The following is a 15480-nucleotide window of genomic DNA, read 5'->3' on the forward strand; positions in this document are numbered from 1 at the left end:
CGCGGCACAGGCCGCCGCGGTCCTGCGGGTCACCGCGGGAGGACGCCGTCGGGGCTCAGCCAGTCCGGGCGGCTCCCCTCGACCGCCTCCAGGACGTCCTCCTGCGGGCCGGTCGCCGATCTCCGCGGCGACGGCCGCTCCGGCGGGCTGACGGGTCCCGGCGAGAGCCCGAGCGACCGCCGGCACCTGCGAGCCGGACGAGGAACTTCTCAGGTCCTCTTGCGTGTCGCAGGCGCGGAACCTAGTTTTGTCGAACCGGTTCGAAGCACTGTTGCTCCGACCCCGGACCGACGCCCGCCGTCGTCCGGCCGGCTGTCCCCACAGAAAGTGACCAGCGTGACAACGATGTCCTCCCCGAGGCGCGGCACCCGCTCCCTCGCCCTCGCGCTGAGTGCCGCGACACTCGCCGCCCTCGCCGTCGCTCTCCCGAGCGCCGAGTCCGCCTCCGCGGCCGACACCTCCGTCCCCGCCGACGCGCTCATCCTCCAGTACGACTTCGAGCAGGGGCAGGTGTCCGGATCCACGGTCGCCGACCTCTCGTCGAAGAAGCTCGACGGCACCGTCGTCAACAGCGCGAGAGCGACGTACGTCGCGGGTCGGAAGGCCGGTACGACCGCGATCGACCTTCCCGGGGGCGCGGCGGACTCGACCTCCGCGCCGTACCTGACCGTGCCGAACGGGCTCTTCCAGGGCGTGACGCAGACCACCGTCTCCGCCTGGACGAAGTGGTCCGGCACCGGAGGCTTCCAGTGGCTGTGGTGCCTGGGCATCAGCCCCGACGCCGCGTCGGCCTTCGCTCCGTCGTTCGACGGCGGCAGCGCCCGCGCGATCATCAAGCAGCTGAAGGACGGCGGCGAGACCGGAGTCTCCAGCTCCTCGCCGCTGCAGAAGGACCAGTGGGTCAACGTCACCGCGACGATGGACGGCACGACCGTGACCCTGTACCTCAACGGTCTGCAGGTCGCGACGGCTCCCGCCTCCGTCGACCTCGCGAAGCAGCTCTACTCCGCCTCCGCCTCCAAGAGCGGCAACATCGGCCGGGCGCTCTGGAACGTGCACCCCTACTTCGACGGAGCGATCGACGACTTCCGCGTCTACAACCGGGCTCTGACCGCCGCTCAGGTCCGGGGTCTGGCGGGCGACGCCGCGCCGGCCGTCACCGGCGTTCTCTCGACGAGCGTCGCGGTCACCACCGGCATCGGCGTCGCGCCGGCCCTGCCGGGGGTCCCCGCCACCTACTCCGACGGCGTGAACCGTGACGCCCCGGTCACCTGGGAGAGCGTCCCCGCCTCCGCGTACGCGAAGCGCGGCACCTTCACCGTGAAGGGCACCGTCACCGGCCTCGGCACCGCGGTCACGGCGACCGTCACGGTGCGCGCACTCGACGAGATGACCATCGACCTCGGCACGAGCACCGGGGAGTTCATGGGCGGCGCATCCGGCACCCTCTACGGGGTCTACGGCGAGGGCCTCCCCTCCGACAACCTCCTCGAGGGGATCGACCTGCGCACGGTCTCGACCAAGGCGCAGGACGGGCCGCAGCATCCGGGCGCGGACGCGCTGAGCGTCGCGAAGGCCGTCGCCGACACCTCGGACGGCGACACCTACATCTACATGACGGACATCTACCGCGGCTTCCCCTACGAGTGGCCGGGCAGCACTCCCCAGGAGAAGCTGGCCGACTACCAGGCGAAGATCGCCACGCAGGTCGACCAGGTGCTCGCGCTCCCCGAGGAGTACCAGGACAACATCGTGTTCGTGCCGTTCAACGAGCCCGAGGGCAACATGTTCGGCAACGGGAAGTGGAGCTACGACGGGAAGAGCTGGCTGGAGGACCCGACCGCGTTCTTCGCGGCCTGGGACAGCACCTACGCGCTGATCCGCGACAGGATGCCCGACGCCCGCATCGCCGGACCGAACACCAGCGTCCTCTACGACCAGGTCCGCGGATTCATGACCCACACGCTCGAGCAGGACACCGTCCCCGACGTGATGACCTGGCACGAGCTGAGCGCCCCGGGTGAGATCCGCACCAACGTCGACCGCTTCCGGGCCTGGGAGGACGAGCTGTACGCGGGCACGTCCTACGCCGGGAAGCACCTGCCGGTGAACCTCAACGAGTACGCCTTCAACTACCACACCTCCGTGCCCGGCCAGATGGTCCAGTGGATCAGCGCGCTCGAGGACAAGAAGGTCGACGGCGACATCGCCTACTGGAACATCGACGGCAACCTCTCCGACTCCGCGGTGCAGGCCAACCGCGCCAACGGCCAGTGGTGGCTCCTCAACGCCTACGCCTCGATGACCGGCGACACCGTCGCGGTCACGCCGCCCAAGCCCGGCCAGAGCTACACCCTCCAGGGCGTCGCGACCCTCGACACCGCGGCCAAGCAGGCGAGAGCCCTCTTCGGAGGCGTCGGCGGCTCGCAGAAGGTCGCGTTCGAGCGCATCCCGGCCGCCACCTTCGGCTCGAAGGTCCACGTGGAGGTCAGCGAGATCCGCTGGACCGGCCAGGTCGGCGACTCGGGAGCCCCGCAGACGGTCAAGGAGTTCGACGCGTCCGTCGTGGACGGCGCCCTCTCGCTCGACTTCGGCGGATCCCTCCCCGCACTCGACGTCGACTCCGCCTACGAGGTCGTCCTGACCCCGGGCGCCAACGCGTCGTCGCCGTCCGCCTCGCCCGTCGACTTCCGCCAGAAGTACGAGGCCGAGGACGCCCGCTACACCGGATCGCGGAACCTCAACGGACCCGAGGGCTCGCCGACCAACGTCGGTGGCTTCTACACCTCGGGCGGACGCAACGTCGGCGGGATCCGCACCGGCGGCGACCTGAAGCTCGACTTCGCGGTCACCGTCCCGAAGGACGGCGAGTACGACCTCAGCGTCTTCGCCAACTCCCTCAACACCTACGCCGCCAACGCCCAACAGGGTCCGATCAACGCGTTCCTGAGCGTCGACGGCGCTGCGGAGCAGGAGATCCTCCTTCCGCTGGCCTACAAGTTCGTGGTCTGGGACCACGCGGACACCAAGGTGAAGCTGACCGCCGGCACCCACACGATCTCGCTCGCCGCGAAGAACCTCGCCGGCACGAAGTCGACCGTGGGCGACGCGATCGTCGACAAGATCGAGCTCTCCCTCCCCAGCGCGGCCGCCGCGACCTCGATCCACGAGGCCGAGACCGGCACGCTCGACAACGGAGCGACGGCCGACTACTCCCGCGCCGGCGTCTCCGGCTCGGGCACGGCGAAGCTCACCAGCGGCGCCTCCACCACCGTCTGGGGCTACTCCGCGAAGGACGCGCCGTCCTCCGTGACCGTGGACACCCTGGGCGGCGGCACCGGCGACCTCTACGTGAACGATGTGAAGGTCGGGCCGGTGGGCGCGAGCTCGACCCGTCAGGTCTTCCTCTCGGGCGGCGTGAACAAGATCGAGGTCGTCGGCACGAGCGGCACGCTCCTCGTCGATCGGATCGTCATCGGAGCGAGCGCGAACCCGCCCGCGACGACGAGCTATGAGGCGGAGGCGGCCACGATCACCGGCCCCGCCACGGTCCGCGACCTGTCCTTCGCGTCGGGCGGCAAGGCCGTCGGGAACATCGGGGGCGGACGCGACGGCGACTCGACCCTGACCTTCGGCGACGTGAAGGCTGAGCAGGACGGGACGTACGCGCTCACGCTGCGCTACTCCAACGAGGAGCAGTCCCCCGCGACGCACTACAACCCCGACCCGCTCGCCCGCCACGCGGACATCACGGTCAACGGAGTGACGCAGCGCGTGCTCTTCCCGCACACGTTCCACCAGAACCAGCTGTGGAACCTGAGCGTGCCGGTCACGCTCAGGAAGGGCTCGAACACCATCGCGATCACCTCGAAGGAGCTCCCGGGCTTCGACGGGACGACCTACCTCTCCGACACCTTCCCCGGCGTCCTGCTCACCTCGCAGTACGCGCCCAACATCGACAGGATCTCGGTCACGCCCTTCGTCGGGCGGACCACGGGCCTGACGGTGAGCGGCACGGCGGCCTCGCGCTGCACCGCGGGGAAGGTCACGATCACGGGGACGGCGACCAACACCAGCGCGGTCGCCGCTGACGTCACGATCGGGTCGGCCTGGGGCACGAAGTCCTTCACCGGGGTCGCTCCCGGCAAGACGGTCTCAGCCGCCTTCAGCACCCGCGCTGCGAGCGTCGGAGCCGGCGCTCTCGACGTGCGGATCGCGGGGACGGTCGACGGCGCTGCGGCGAGCGGATCCACGGCACCGGCCTACGGTGCGGCGCGCTGCGGCTGATCCGTCCAGAACGCCCTGACGCGGCCGGGCACCTCGTGCGCCCGGCCGCGTCGGCGTGTCGTCGGGACCGGACGTTCCCCGACGGGGACGAGCGCGCCGTGGACGAGCAGAGCGCCGGAGCCGCAGCGTCCGGTCCTCGCTCCGGGGACGCGGCGCCCGAGTTGCGTGCGCCGCGCCGCACTGCCACTCTCGACACGGTTCGAGCGGGGGTGGAGATGGCCACGATCGGAGACGTCGCGAAAGCGGCAGGGGTCTCGCGCAGCACGGTGTCGTACGTCCTCTCCGGCAAGCGCAGCATCTCCCCCGAGACGCGCAAGCGCATCGAGGACGCGATCGCCGAGCTCGACTTCACGGTCAACGCCGGAGCACGGGCGCTCGCGACGCGCCGCACCATGGCGCTCGGCCTGCTCGTCCACTTCGACCCGGACGAGTTCGCGCCCGCGATGGTCGAGTACGTGCTCCCCATCACGGCCCGCGCCCGCGAGCTCGGCTACGACGTGCTGCTGGCCACCGAGGCCGACGGGGCGGCTGCCGTCCGCCGGCTCACGCGCTCCGGTCAGGTCGACGGACTGATCCTCCTGAGCGTCGCGGACGACGACGACCGGCTGCCCGTCCTGCGCGCCTCGCGGCGGCCCGGTGCCGCCCTCGGCGTGCCCGCGGACGCCTCCGGGGTGGACGTCTTCGACCTCGACTTCGGCGACGCGGCCCGCCTGCTGATCGAGCACCTGGGCGCCCTCGGGCATCGGAGCATCGGTCTCGTCACCCCTCCTGAGCGCGTCTTCGACCGCGGAGGGACCTACGGGCTCCGGTTCCGCGAGTCGGCTCTCGAGACCGCCGGTCGGCTCGGGATCGAGCTGGTGCTGCGCCCGGCCGCCACCGCCGCCGACGCCGTCGAGCCGATGGTCACGGCGTTCCTCGACGACAACCCCGGTCTCACGGCGCTGGTCGTCCACAGCGACCGGACCATCGCGATGCTTCCCGCGATCCTGGGCCGACGCGCTGTCGCCGTGCCCGGGCAGCTGTCCGTCGTGAGCCTGTACTCGGCCGAGTTCGCCCGCGACTTCTCGCTCCCCTACAGCTACGTCGAGACGGGTGCCGCCGAGCTCGGCGCGCACCTGGTCGACACGCTCGTCGAGCGGATCGAGCAGCCGTCCCGCGGCGAGGAGCCGTCGATCCGCCTCCTGCCCGCGCGTCTCGTCGACCGCGGGAGCGCCCGCGCGGTCTGAGGACCGCTCCGGAGCCCCCGAGGCCCGGTCAGAATCGCGAGGCGACCTCGTAGAGGACCTCGTCGTCGCCCGCGTAGACGCCGTCGCGCCGCGGCCAGTGCGCGATCACGTCCGTGAAGCCGAGCTCCTCCGCCCGGCCGGCCATGTCCTCGAACCGGGCGACGCTCTCGAGGGAGTAGTCGCTCCCGGAGTCGAGCGAGAGGTGGCGCTCGACGGTGCGCGGGTCGCGCCCGGCCGCCTCGAGCGCCGCATCGAGCCGCCGGGAGAGGGACGCGACCGCCCGCCACCACTCCTGGCTCGACACTCCCTCCGGGCCGGTGGTGACCCATCCCTGCCCGCGCTCGGCGACGAGCGCGAGGCCCTTCGGCCCGTTCGCGGCGAGGACGAACGGGACGCGGGGGCGCTGCACGGGCTCGCCCACCATGCGCGCCGAGCGGGCGGTGAACCACTCCCCCTCGAGGTCCGCTCCGCCCGAGCCGGGCTCCTCGAAGCGCAGCAGCGCGTCGAGGGCTGTGACGAACTCGGTGAAGCGCTCGTGCCGCTGCCGGGGCGAGTAGTCGGGCTGCCCGAGCACGCGCGCGTCGAAGCCCGTGCCGCCCGAGCCGACCCCGAGGATGGTCCGACCGCCCGAGATCTCGTCCAGCGTCGCGATCTCCTTCGCGAACGGCACCGGATGGCGGAAGTTCGGGGAGGCCACGAACGTGCCCAGGCGGAGCGTCTCGGTCACCATCGCGGCAGCGGTGAGGGTGGGGACGGTCGCGTGCCACGGCTGGTCGGCGAGGGAGCGCCAGGAGAGGTGGTCGTAGGTCCACGCGTGGTCGAAGCCCAGGCCCTCGGCCGACTGCCACTTCCGGCGGGCCTCGGCCCACGGGTCCTGCGGGAGGATGACGATGCCGTGTCGCATCGTCCGAGTGTACGAGCGCCGTCGGGTCAGAGCGCGGCGGGCGGCACCGGGGGCGGATCGGGCACCTCGTCCACGACCGAGCGCGGGACCATCAGGGTCGGCATCCGCACGCGCAGGCGCAGCGGTTCCCGCTCCGACGCGCCGAGCAGCTCGCGGGCGGCGCTCCGCACCTGCCGCGCCAGCGCCGGGTGCACGGCCCCCGGATCCTCGAACGCGGCGACCAGCTCGCGCAGCACTCGGGTGGTGCTCCGCGGGTCGCCGTCCTGCCTGGGCATCGGATCGGCCCCTCACTCTCGGCACGGCCGTCAGGGTCCCGGCGGTGCAGCGGATGTCTCGCGCCGACGGTAGGGCCGGGACGGCGCCGTGGCACTGAGGTTGACAACGGGAGGACCCGGCGGATCGCGGTGCGCGGGGTGCGATCCGCGCGAGGGCGGTCCTGCTGGGGATCGACGGCCACCGCCGGGAGAACCCGCTTCCCACGATCGCGCCCGTCCGGTCGCGGCTGCTCTCGGGGCGTGATCACGACGACGGAGCGGGTGGACGACTGGGTCGAGGGCTGGTGCCGGGCACGCGGCGTGCAGCGCGTCCGCGAGGACGGGGCATGGTTGGTCGATGTCGGAGCGGAGTCGCGCACGCGGGAGCGGATCCTGGTCGATCCGTCGCCCTCCGCGCTGCAGGCGGGCGCCGAGCGGGTGGCCGGGCCCCGGGAGTGGCTGACGGTCATCGGCCTGGGCGACGACGCCCGCCTCGCGCCCGCCGCCGGGCTGGAGCTCGTCGCGGGCGACGAGAGCCTGATGGCGGCGCTCCTCGGCCCGGGCCGCACCGCCGAGGGTGCCCTGCTCGCGGGAGCCGTGCTCGAGGCCGCCGACGGAGTGGCGAGCGTCCGGCTGCTGGTCGACGGAGTCGTCGCCGCTCAGGGCACCGCCGCCGTGCACGGGACGGTCGCGGTTCTGGACCGGATCGAGACCGATGCGCGGTTCCGCCGACGCGGGCTGGGACGGCGGGTCGTCGACGCCCTCACCGCCTGGGCCCGGTCCGAGGGTGCACGGAGCGGTCTCCTCATCGCCAGCACGGACGGCCGCGCCCTCTACCTCACCCTCGGCTGGGAGGTGGTCGCGCCGGTGCGCATCTGGCGCGGGGCCGCACTCCGAGATCCGGGACAGGGCTGCGCGGCCGCCGGGCGATGATCCCCCGCCGTACGGCCCTCCGGGAGCGCACGTCCGCCTGAGTACGGAATTCCGCGCAGCGCATACAGGCGGCGGAGAACGGCGGAGCAGCCGTGAAGCGGCCGCCCGCCGATCTGTATTCAGCCGATAACACCACCCTCGAAAGAGGGACGCCCGCTATCGCTCGAACGGCCTTGTCCGAGAAGCGGATCATCCGCTTCTCGGACTCGTGTCACCGCCCTCGGATCGTCAGCCGAGAGCGCCCTTCTCGGCCGAGTAGAGCTGCTTCACCTGCTCCGCGGTCAGCGCCCGGTCCCACACCCGCAGTCGGGCGAGGGAGCCGGCGAAGCGGTTGATCATCGTGCCGTCCCGGCCGACCGCTCCGACCACGAAGTCGCCCGGAGCCGCGTTGAGGCCGTCGGGGTAGACGTAGGGGTTCTTGGCGTAAATCGCGCCGAGCTTGTCGGTGTACACCGGATACGCGGTGGCGGCGCCGTCGAGGTACGAGACCGCGACTGCGCCGTCATACGTCCCGACGTGCAGCTGCCACACGCCGCGCGTGATCCGGCGGGGCTCCACCGAGTAGTCGCGCGAGTACGGGTAGCCGGGCGTCGGCCCGCCGAGCTTCGAGACGTGCATGCACACGCGCTCCCAGCCGCCGTACTCGGGGAGGTTGTTGAACAGCGCATAGGAGCGCAGCGGCCCGACCGTCGACTCCTCCCAGACGCCCGCGATGCAGGCGCCGTCCGCGTCGGAGTTGAGCACCCACACCGCGATCGTCACCTGGCCGGTCGAGGCGCCCAGGTTGAGCGGGCCGACCTCGTCCTTGGGGACGACCAGGTGGTCCGTCGTCCCGTTGAGGGCGACTCCGGTGCCGAACGGCGTGGCGACGGCGCGGGCGGAGGAGCCCGCGCCCTGCCGGAGCGCCGGAGCGCCCGCGACGGCCGAGGCGAAGGGGGCGGCGCTCTCGGCGAAGGACCACTCCGCGATCGGCGTGGGCACGGTGACCGTGGGGACCGGAGCGGCGTCGCCGACCACGAACGCGTCGAGGATCAGGTTGGTGCCGCTCGAGGCCGGGTTGCGGCCGCTCCCGCGGCGGATGGTCACCGTGTGCGGCCCGGCCGCGAGCTGTCCGCTGCTCCAGACCGTCTGCTTCGACCGCGTCGCGGCGCTGTAGCGGTCGACGGACGCGACCTTGACTCCGTCGAGCTCGACCTCGTTGATGCCGGACGAGCCGGTGAGGCGGCTGATCCAGCTCACGCTGGTACCCGTGAAGGCGAGGGTGGCGGAGGCGCCCGCGGTGGTCGAGTAGGCGATGCTGCCGCCGCTGTCCGTGCTCGCCTTCAACGTCGACCAGGTGCCGGTCGTGACGATCGGGGCGGCGCCGTTCTCGTAGGTGCCCGCTCCGGGCAGCGTCGTCGCCGGCGGAGGCGTCGCGTCGCCGACCACGAAGGAGTCGAGCAGCAGGTTGGTCCCGGTCGAGGCCGGATTGCGGCCGCTCCCCCGGCGGATCGTCAGCGTGTGCGGCCCGGCGGCGAGCTGTCCGCTGCTCCACACCGTCTGCTTCGAGCGGGTGGACGCGCTGTAGCGGTCGACGGAGGCGACCTTCACACCGTCGAGCTCGACGTCGTTGATCCCGGAGGACGACGTGAGTCGGCTGATCCAGGCGATGCTCGTGCCGGTGAAGGCGAGCGTCGCGGAGGCGCCGGAGCTGGTCGAGTAGGCGATGCTCCCGCCGCTGTCCGCGGTGGCCTTCAGCGTCGTCCAGGTGCCGGTGGTGACGATCTGCGCGGCGCCGTTCTCGTAGGTGCCCGCGCCGGGCAGCGTGGACACGGGTGGCGTCTCGGGCTCGGGCTCCGTCTGCGGCACGGGGCCCTCGGTGATCCAGCGCTGGAAGGTGTCGAGCATCTCCTTGTTGGTGAAGCTCGGGACCTTGTGCCCGTCGGTGCCCTCCCCCGGGTGGGTGCGGACCGTCGCCTCCTTCGCCAGGGGCAGGGCCGCGGCGTGGAGGGCGGCGCCGTGCAGGGCGAACGGCACGACCTTGTCGTCGGGCGATCCGGTGATCCTCAGCCGCGCACCGCGCCACACCGACGCGGGCAGCCGCGCCGGGTTGGTGGCGGCGATGGCCGCGGCGTCGGCGTACTCGGGGCCGATCCGGTCCGGTTCGCTCGCCGCCCGCTCCTCCATGTCGTAGGAGCTGTTGCAGAGGTACGCGCCCCGGATGTTCGGCACCATCCGCTTCCCGTAGGCCCAGGTCAGAAGCGGCCCGCCCCCGGAGTCGGAGCGGAGGAGGCTCGCGTCGATCCGCCATACCGACGAGGCCCAGGCGACGACAGCGGCCTGGATCTCGATCGCCCGCGGGCTCGACCAGATGCTGCCGCCGTAGGTCGGGCAGATGCTGACGATGCCGCGGTCCACGGCGAGGTCGGCCGAGTACGCGAAGGCGCTCGAGAGCGCCGTGTGGGTGCCGTTGCGGGCGTGGTAGTACCAGAGCATCGATGCGCCCCTGGTCTGCGACGGAGGCGTCGCGTGCGGCACGAACAGGCGCGCCCGGTCCCCCGCGACGACGACGTCGATGATCTCGTAGCGCTTCCCGCCCGTCTTCGACGTGGCGGTGGACAGGCGCGAGACCTCGCCGGGCAGTCGGGGCACCGCGGTGAGGTCGCCGGCCGCGAGGGCCGGCGTCGCGAAGGCGATCGCGCCCGCGCCGGCGACGGATCCGGCGAGGATCGTGCGGCGGGAGAGAGCGGAGAGGGCCTTGACGCCCGATCGGGAGCCGGTGCGGGAGGAGTCGGCGGAGTCGCCGACGGCAGTGTCCTGAGGAGTCACGGAAGAGAGAGCCTTTCCGATCGTCACCGTTCCGGGTACACCGATCGAAAGAGGAGGAGAAGGCGTTCAGTGAACGAGCGGCAGCGCTCGCGCTACTGATGCGGATCACCTTCTCCTCGAGAAGGAAAGGGAAGCCGGATCAGGCTAACAGAGGGGATGAGAAGGGGTTCAGTATTTCTACCCACCGTTTCATCAACCGGAGAAGAAGGAATCGCTTATCCGGCCGCTTATCGTCCCTTTTCCGGTGACACGACGCGTGCTGGACACCGCCGTCTGGCAGGATGCCCCCGTGTCGGAGACGGGTCGGCTGCAGCGGGGCGGCGCCCTCCCCGTGCTCCTCGTGTTCCTCCGCCTCGGGCTGACCTCGTTCGGCGGGCCGATCGCGCACCTCGGCTACTTCCGCGAGGAGTTCGTGGTGCGCCGCGGCTGGCTGACCGATCGCGCGTACGCCGACCTCGTCGCGCTGTGCCAGTTCCTCCCCGGACCCGCGTCCAGCCAGGTCGGGATGGCGGTCGGCCTGCAGCGCGCGGGACTCGCCGGACTGGTCGCCGCGTGGTGCGGATTCACGCTCCCCTCGGCGATCGCCCTGGTCCTCGTCGCCGGGCTCGTCGCCGGTGTGGGCGACGTCGCCTCCGCCGGCTGGCTCCTGGGCCTCCAGGCGGCGGCGGCCGCGGTCGTCGCGCAGGCCGTGCTCGGGATGGCGCGCTCGCTCGCACCGGACCGCCGCCGCGCGACGATCGCCGGCGCAGCGGCTATCGCCGTCCTCCTCGCCCCGGAGCCCGCGCTGCAGGTGGCGGTGATCGCGGCGGCGGGCCTGGCCGGCGTCCTGTGGCTGCGCGGCGAGGAGGCGGCTCCGGACGAGGGCCCGGTCTTCGCGGTCCGGATCCCGACGGCGCTCGCGGTCTCGGCCCTCGCCCTCTGGGGGCTCCTCCTGGCCGGCCTCCCCCTGCTCGCCGCTCTCACCGGCGAGGGAGCGGCGGGTCTCGGCTCCGTCTTCTACCGCGCGGGCGCTCTGGTGTTCGGGGGCGGCCACGTCGTGCTGCCTCTGCTGGAGGCGCAGACGGTCGGCGCCGGCACGGTCGGGCAGAGCGAGTTCCTGGCCGGATACGGGGCGGCGCAGGCGGTGCCCGGCCCGCTCTTCACCTTCTCCGCGTTCCTCGGCGCGGTGGGCGCGGGGACGCCGGACGGTGTCGCGGGGGCGGCGATCGCGCTGGTCGCGATCTTCCTGCCGGGCGCTCTGCTCGTGGTCGGCGTGCTCCCGTTCTGGCAGCGGCTGCGGCACCTGCCGGTCGCGCAGCGGGCGCTGGCCGGCGTGAACGCCGGCGTGGTGGGACTGCTCGGCGCCGCCCTCTACGACCCGGTGCTGACCGAGGGCATCGGCTCGACCGGCGCTCTGACGCTCGCGATCGGCGCCTTCGTGGCGCTGACGCGCTGGACCGTGCCCCCGTGGATCGTCGTCCTCGCCGCCGCGGGCCTCGGCGGCCTGCTCCTCTGACTCCCTCCGGGGACGACGATCCGGACCAGCCCTGGCAGTCTGGACGCATGAGGGCTCGGGGGACGACAGCGGCAGTGGCGACGACGGCTGCGGCGGGGCTCCTGCTGCTGGGCGGGTGCACCGCCGGCGGCGGGGCCGAGGCGGGCGCCACGGCGTCCGCGCCCGCCTCGCGGACGCCGAGACCCGCCATCACCGACCTGATCACTCCGAGCCCGACCCCCTCCGCTCCGGCGACCGCCGAGCCGGTCGGAACCGTCGTCGACGCCGGGCCGGTCGGCGAGGGAGTCCCCGCCACCGTCTCGGGCACCGGCCCGGCCGACGTGTCGTTCCAGCGGCAGGGCGAGTTCGCGGTCGTCCTGAGCCTGGACTGCTCGGCCTGCACCGGCACGGCGATCGTCACCGCCGCGGGCCGGATGACGCCCTTCGGCGAGGCCGCCGCCCCGATGACGGGGTCGTTCCTGACCGGGATCTTCCGCGACGACCCCGTCGAGCAGCAGGTGATCGTCCGAGCCGACGGGCCGTGGACGCTCGGCCTGCAGAGCTGGAACGACCTCGCGACGGTGAGCGGTGCGCAGTCCGGCACCGGCCCGGCCGTCCTGTTCTTCTCCGACGACGTCCCGCGCGTGACGGTCGACTACACGCCCGCGGGTCCGGACGACTCGTTCTCCGGCCGCGTGTTCACGACCTCCGATCAGCCGCAGCTGTTCGGCGACTCCGTCGCCTTCTCCGAGGTGTTCGAGGCCGACCTGCCCGGCGTCATGGCCGTCCAGACCGAGGGGACCTGGACCGTCACGCCGACGCCCTGACCCGGGGTCGCGACGCGCCGGCCGCGGAGTCGGGGAACGGGCGCCCCTCGGCCCAGACCCGCTGCACGCGGAGCGACGCGTCGAGCAGGACGACGTCGGCGCGGTACCCGGGGGCCAGCAGGCCGAGGTCGCCACGGCCGAGCACGCGGGCGGGAACGGCGGTGAGGGCGGCGACGGACGCCTGCAGCCCGAGCCGGCCGGGCCCGACGGCCCGCCGCAGGGCCTCCTCCTGCGTGAGCGTGGATCCGGCGAGCACAGCGGTGCCCGCGAGCCGGGCGACTCCGCCGAGCACCTCGACGTCGAGCGGGCCGAGGCGGTGCACTCCGTCACCCGCCCCGGCCGCCGCCATCGCGTCGGTGACGAGCGCGATCCGCCCGGGAGCCGCCGCGAACGCGAGCCGCACCACCTCGACGTCCACGTGCCGGCCGTCGAGGATCAGCTCGAGCGCGACCCGCTCGTCTCCCAGGGCCACCGGGATCGGGCCCGGGGCGCGGTGGCCGATCCCGCGCATGGCGTTGAACGCGTGCGTGACCAGCCGGGCTCCGCGGTCGAACGCGGCCCGCGCCTGGTCGGCGTCCGCCTCGGTGTGGCCCACCGCGACCACCGTGCCGGCGCCGGCGAGCCGCTCCACCGCGGCGAGGGCTCCCGGCAGCTCGGGCGCGAGCGTGATCTGCGCGAGGCGTCCGCGGGCGGCGTCCAGCAGCCGGCCGACCGCGCCGGAGGAGGGGTGCACGAGAGCCGCGGGGTCGTGCGCTCCCCTGCGCGAGGGCGCGAGGAACGGGCCCTCGAGGTGCGCGCCGAGCACGAGCGGGTCGGTGGCCGCGAGGGCCGAGACCGCGTCCAGAGAGGACTCCAGCTGCTCCAGCGGCGCCGAGACCAGGCTGACCAGCGAGCGCGTGGTGCCACGGGAGCGGTGCAGCGCGAGGCCCGCGCGGATCGCCTCCGCTCCTCCGTCGAAGCCGTGACCGCCCCCTCCGTGCACGTGGAGGTCGAGGAAGCCCGGGACAGCGGTGAGGCCCCGCGCGTCGTGCAGCTCCGCCCCCTCCGCCTGCGCCTGCCAGCCGGTGCCGGTGCCGGTCGCCGTGATCGCGCCGTCCCGCGCGAGGAGCCAGTGGTCCTCCACCGTCCCGGCCGCGTCGACCTTCCGTGCGCTGTGGATGATCAGCGCGGCGTGCGCCATGCGGTCGTCTCCTGGGTGTCGGTTCCGGATCGGCGGGGACTCCGCTCCCTCCCGACGATGGCACAGCCCCTGCCGGTCGAGCCGGTCCGACACCGATCACTGCGCCACCCGAACGCATTCCGCGCCTCCGCGTCACGAACAGGGACCTCGCGCGTCTCCTGTGCATGCCTCCCCTGGACACCCGAACCCCCACCCCTCGCCTCGCCGCCTCCCGCCGGCCGCTCGACGTCGTCGCCATCGCGGCGGCCGCCCTCGTCAACGAGCGCTACCTCGATCGGCGCTTCACCGTCCACCACCTCGCCGCCGAGCTGCGGATGCCCGCCCTGCTGCTGCGGCTGCGGTTCCGCCGCTGCTACGGGCTCGGCCTCGACGAGCACCTCGCCCTCCGCCGACTCGAGCTGGCCGCCGTCCTGATGGCGAGCACCCCCGTCGCTCTCGGCGGCCTCGACCGCATCGCCCGGGGCTCCGGCTACCGGGGCACCGCCGAGCTGGACCGCGACCACCGGAGGCACCGCCGGTCCTCCGCGCTGGCCGCCTGGTTCCGGGCCGCCCCGCGTCCCGAGCGCGAGCACCGGCACGGCACCCGGCCCGAGGTGGAGCTGCTCGCCGCCGCCCCGAGCGCCGCGACGCCGCCCCGCCCCGGCAGCGTCCGCACGGCACCGGTCACCCCGTTGAGGCGCCGCGCCTGAGCCCGGCCGCGGAGCGGTACAGTGCCACGATGCGCACCTCCGGAACCCGCCGATGACGGCCGTCCGCTACGTCGCTATCGGCGATTCCTTCACCGAGGGCGTCGGCGACGAGCGGCCGGACGGCACCCCGCGCGGCTGGGCCGATCTGACGGCCGCGGGATGGGCGGCGGCCACGGGCGAGCGGATCGAGTACGCCAATCTCGCGATCCGGGGCCGGCTCATCGCGCCGATCCTCGCCGAGCAGCTCGAGCCCGCGCTCGCCCTGGGCCCGACCCACCTCTCCTTCAACGGAGGCGGCAACGACATGCTGCGCCCGCGGGCCGACATCGAGCGGATCGCCGACGCCTACCTCCGCGTCCTCGAGCGCTGCGACGAGCAGGGCGTCGTGCTGATCGCCCTGGCCGGCGCCGACCCGTCGCCGCGGCTCCCGCTCGGCTCGCTCATCCGCCGCCGCGGGGACGCGCTGACCGACGCCGTCCTGCGTCGGACGAGCCACCGGACCGACGTGGTCGTCGCCGACAACTGGCACGACCCCGCTTTCGCCGATCCGGAGCTGTGGTCGGAGGACCGCCTGCACCTCGGCCCGCGGGGGCACCGGCGGGTGGCCGACCGGGTCCTGCGGGCGCTCGGGCTCACGCCGCCCGCCGCGCTGCCCGACGCTCCCGAGGCCGCACTCCGGCGCGGCGGAACCGTGCAGTACTACCGGCAGCACGTCGCGCCGTGGGTGCAGCGCAGGCTCACCGGCACGTCCTCCGGGGACGGCCGCGCCGCGAAGTACGCGGGCTTCGTGCCGATCGACCCGGTCTGACGCCTCCTCCGAGGAGCACGGCCCTCGTTCGATGGGCAGGGATCTCCCCTGAGGCGCTCAGCGGCGACCACTCGTGGCCGCTCGACGGCG

General features: G+C 73.4%; 11 protein-coding genes. 7 read left to right on the top strand and 4 right to left on the bottom strand.

The genetic code is table 11. From position 1 onward, the window contains the following. Positions 1-345 precede the first annotated feature (345 nt). Both C5D09_RS04130 and C5D09_RS04135 read left to right on the top strand, forming a co-directional pair. Positions 346-4287, top strand: coding sequence for a LamG-like jellyroll fold domain-containing protein (locus tag C5D09_RS04130; RefSeq protein WP_104268666.1), 3942 nt, complete (start codon positions 346-348; stop codon positions 4285-4287). Positions 4288-4502: 215 nt separating this feature from the next. After that, positions 4503-5513, top strand: a complete 1011-nt coding sequence (locus C5D09_RS04135) for a LacI family DNA-binding transcriptional regulator (protein ID WP_104246852.1) — start codon at positions 4503-4505, stop codon at positions 5511-5513. A 28-nt stretch (positions 5514-5541) separates the two neighbouring features. Here C5D09_RS04135 and C5D09_RS04140 read toward each other — a convergent pair whose 3' ends face one another. Together C5D09_RS04140 and C5D09_RS04145 are read right to left on the bottom strand one after the other, a co-directional pair. After that, a complete protein-coding gene (locus C5D09_RS04140; protein WP_104268667.1) occupies positions 5542-6417 on the bottom strand; it encodes an LLM class flavin-dependent oxidoreductase in 876 nt (291 codons plus the stop codon). 26 nt (positions 6418-6443) lie between these two features. Beyond that, complete coding sequence (locus tag C5D09_RS04145; protein WP_146078454.1) at positions 6444-6692, bottom strand: hypothetical protein; 249 nt, start codon at positions 6690-6692, stop codon at positions 6444-6446. Positions 6693-6932: 240 nt separating this feature from the next. Between C5D09_RS04145 and C5D09_RS17685 the strand changes: the two genes are divergently transcribed. Next, positions 6933-7604 (top strand): GNAT family N-acetyltransferase, encoded by a 672-nt coding sequence (locus tag C5D09_RS17685; RefSeq protein ID WP_219813045.1) that lies wholly within the window; start codon positions 6933-6935, stop codon positions 7602-7604. Positions 7605-7832: 228 nt separating this feature from the next. Here the strand turns inward: C5D09_RS17685 and C5D09_RS04155 are convergent, their stop codons facing one another. After that, positions 7833-10412: a LamG-like jellyroll fold domain-containing protein gene (locus tag C5D09_RS04155; protein ID WP_104268668.1), complete on the bottom strand. Its 2580-nt coding sequence runs from the start codon at positions 10410-10412 to the stop codon at positions 7833-7835. A gap of 289 nt (positions 10413-10701) precedes the next feature. Here C5D09_RS04155 and chrA point away from each other — a divergent pair, with 289 nt between their 5' ends. Beyond that, a complete protein-coding gene (chrA, locus tag C5D09_RS04160) occupies positions 10702-11907 on the top strand; it encodes a chromate efflux transporter (RefSeq protein ID WP_258066908.1) in 1206 nt (401 codons plus the stop codon). 74 nt (positions 11908-11981) lie between these two features. Next, positions 11982-12713 (top strand): hypothetical protein, encoded by a 732-nt coding sequence (locus C5D09_RS04165; protein ID WP_104225243.1) that lies wholly within the window; start codon positions 11982-11984, stop codon positions 12711-12713. Here the strand turns inward: C5D09_RS04165 and C5D09_RS04170 are convergent. Continuing rightward, positions 12697-13893 carry an N-acetylglucosamine-6-phosphate deacetylase gene (locus C5D09_RS04170; RefSeq protein WP_104268669.1) on the bottom strand — a complete coding sequence of 399 codons (1197 nt, stop codon included), beginning with the start codon at positions 13891-13893 and terminating at the stop codon, positions 12697-12699. The genes C5D09_RS04165 and C5D09_RS04170 overlap by 17 nt on opposite strands. Before the next feature lie 164 nt (positions 13894-14057). On the opposite strand from C5D09_RS04170, the gene C5D09_RS04175 reads away from it, so the two are divergent. Together C5D09_RS04175 and C5D09_RS04180 are read left to right on the top strand one after the other, a co-directional pair. Further along, complete coding sequence (locus C5D09_RS04175; protein ID WP_104268670.1) at positions 14058-14582, top strand: hypothetical protein; 525 nt, start codon at positions 14058-14060, stop codon at positions 14580-14582. A gap of 52 nt (positions 14583-14634) precedes the next feature. Then, the gene (locus C5D09_RS04180) at positions 14635-15390 is read left to right on the top strand and encodes an SGNH/GDSL hydrolase family protein (RefSeq protein ID WP_104238766.1); all 756 of its coding nucleotides are present in this window, start codon (positions 14635-14637) and stop codon (positions 15388-15390) included. Positions 15391-15480: the final 90 nt, after the last annotated feature.

The sequence above is a fragment of the Rathayibacter sp. AY1C9 genome (assembly GCF_002932315.1).
GTDB lineage: Bacteria > Actinomycetota > Actinomycetes > Actinomycetales > Microbacteriaceae > Rathayibacter.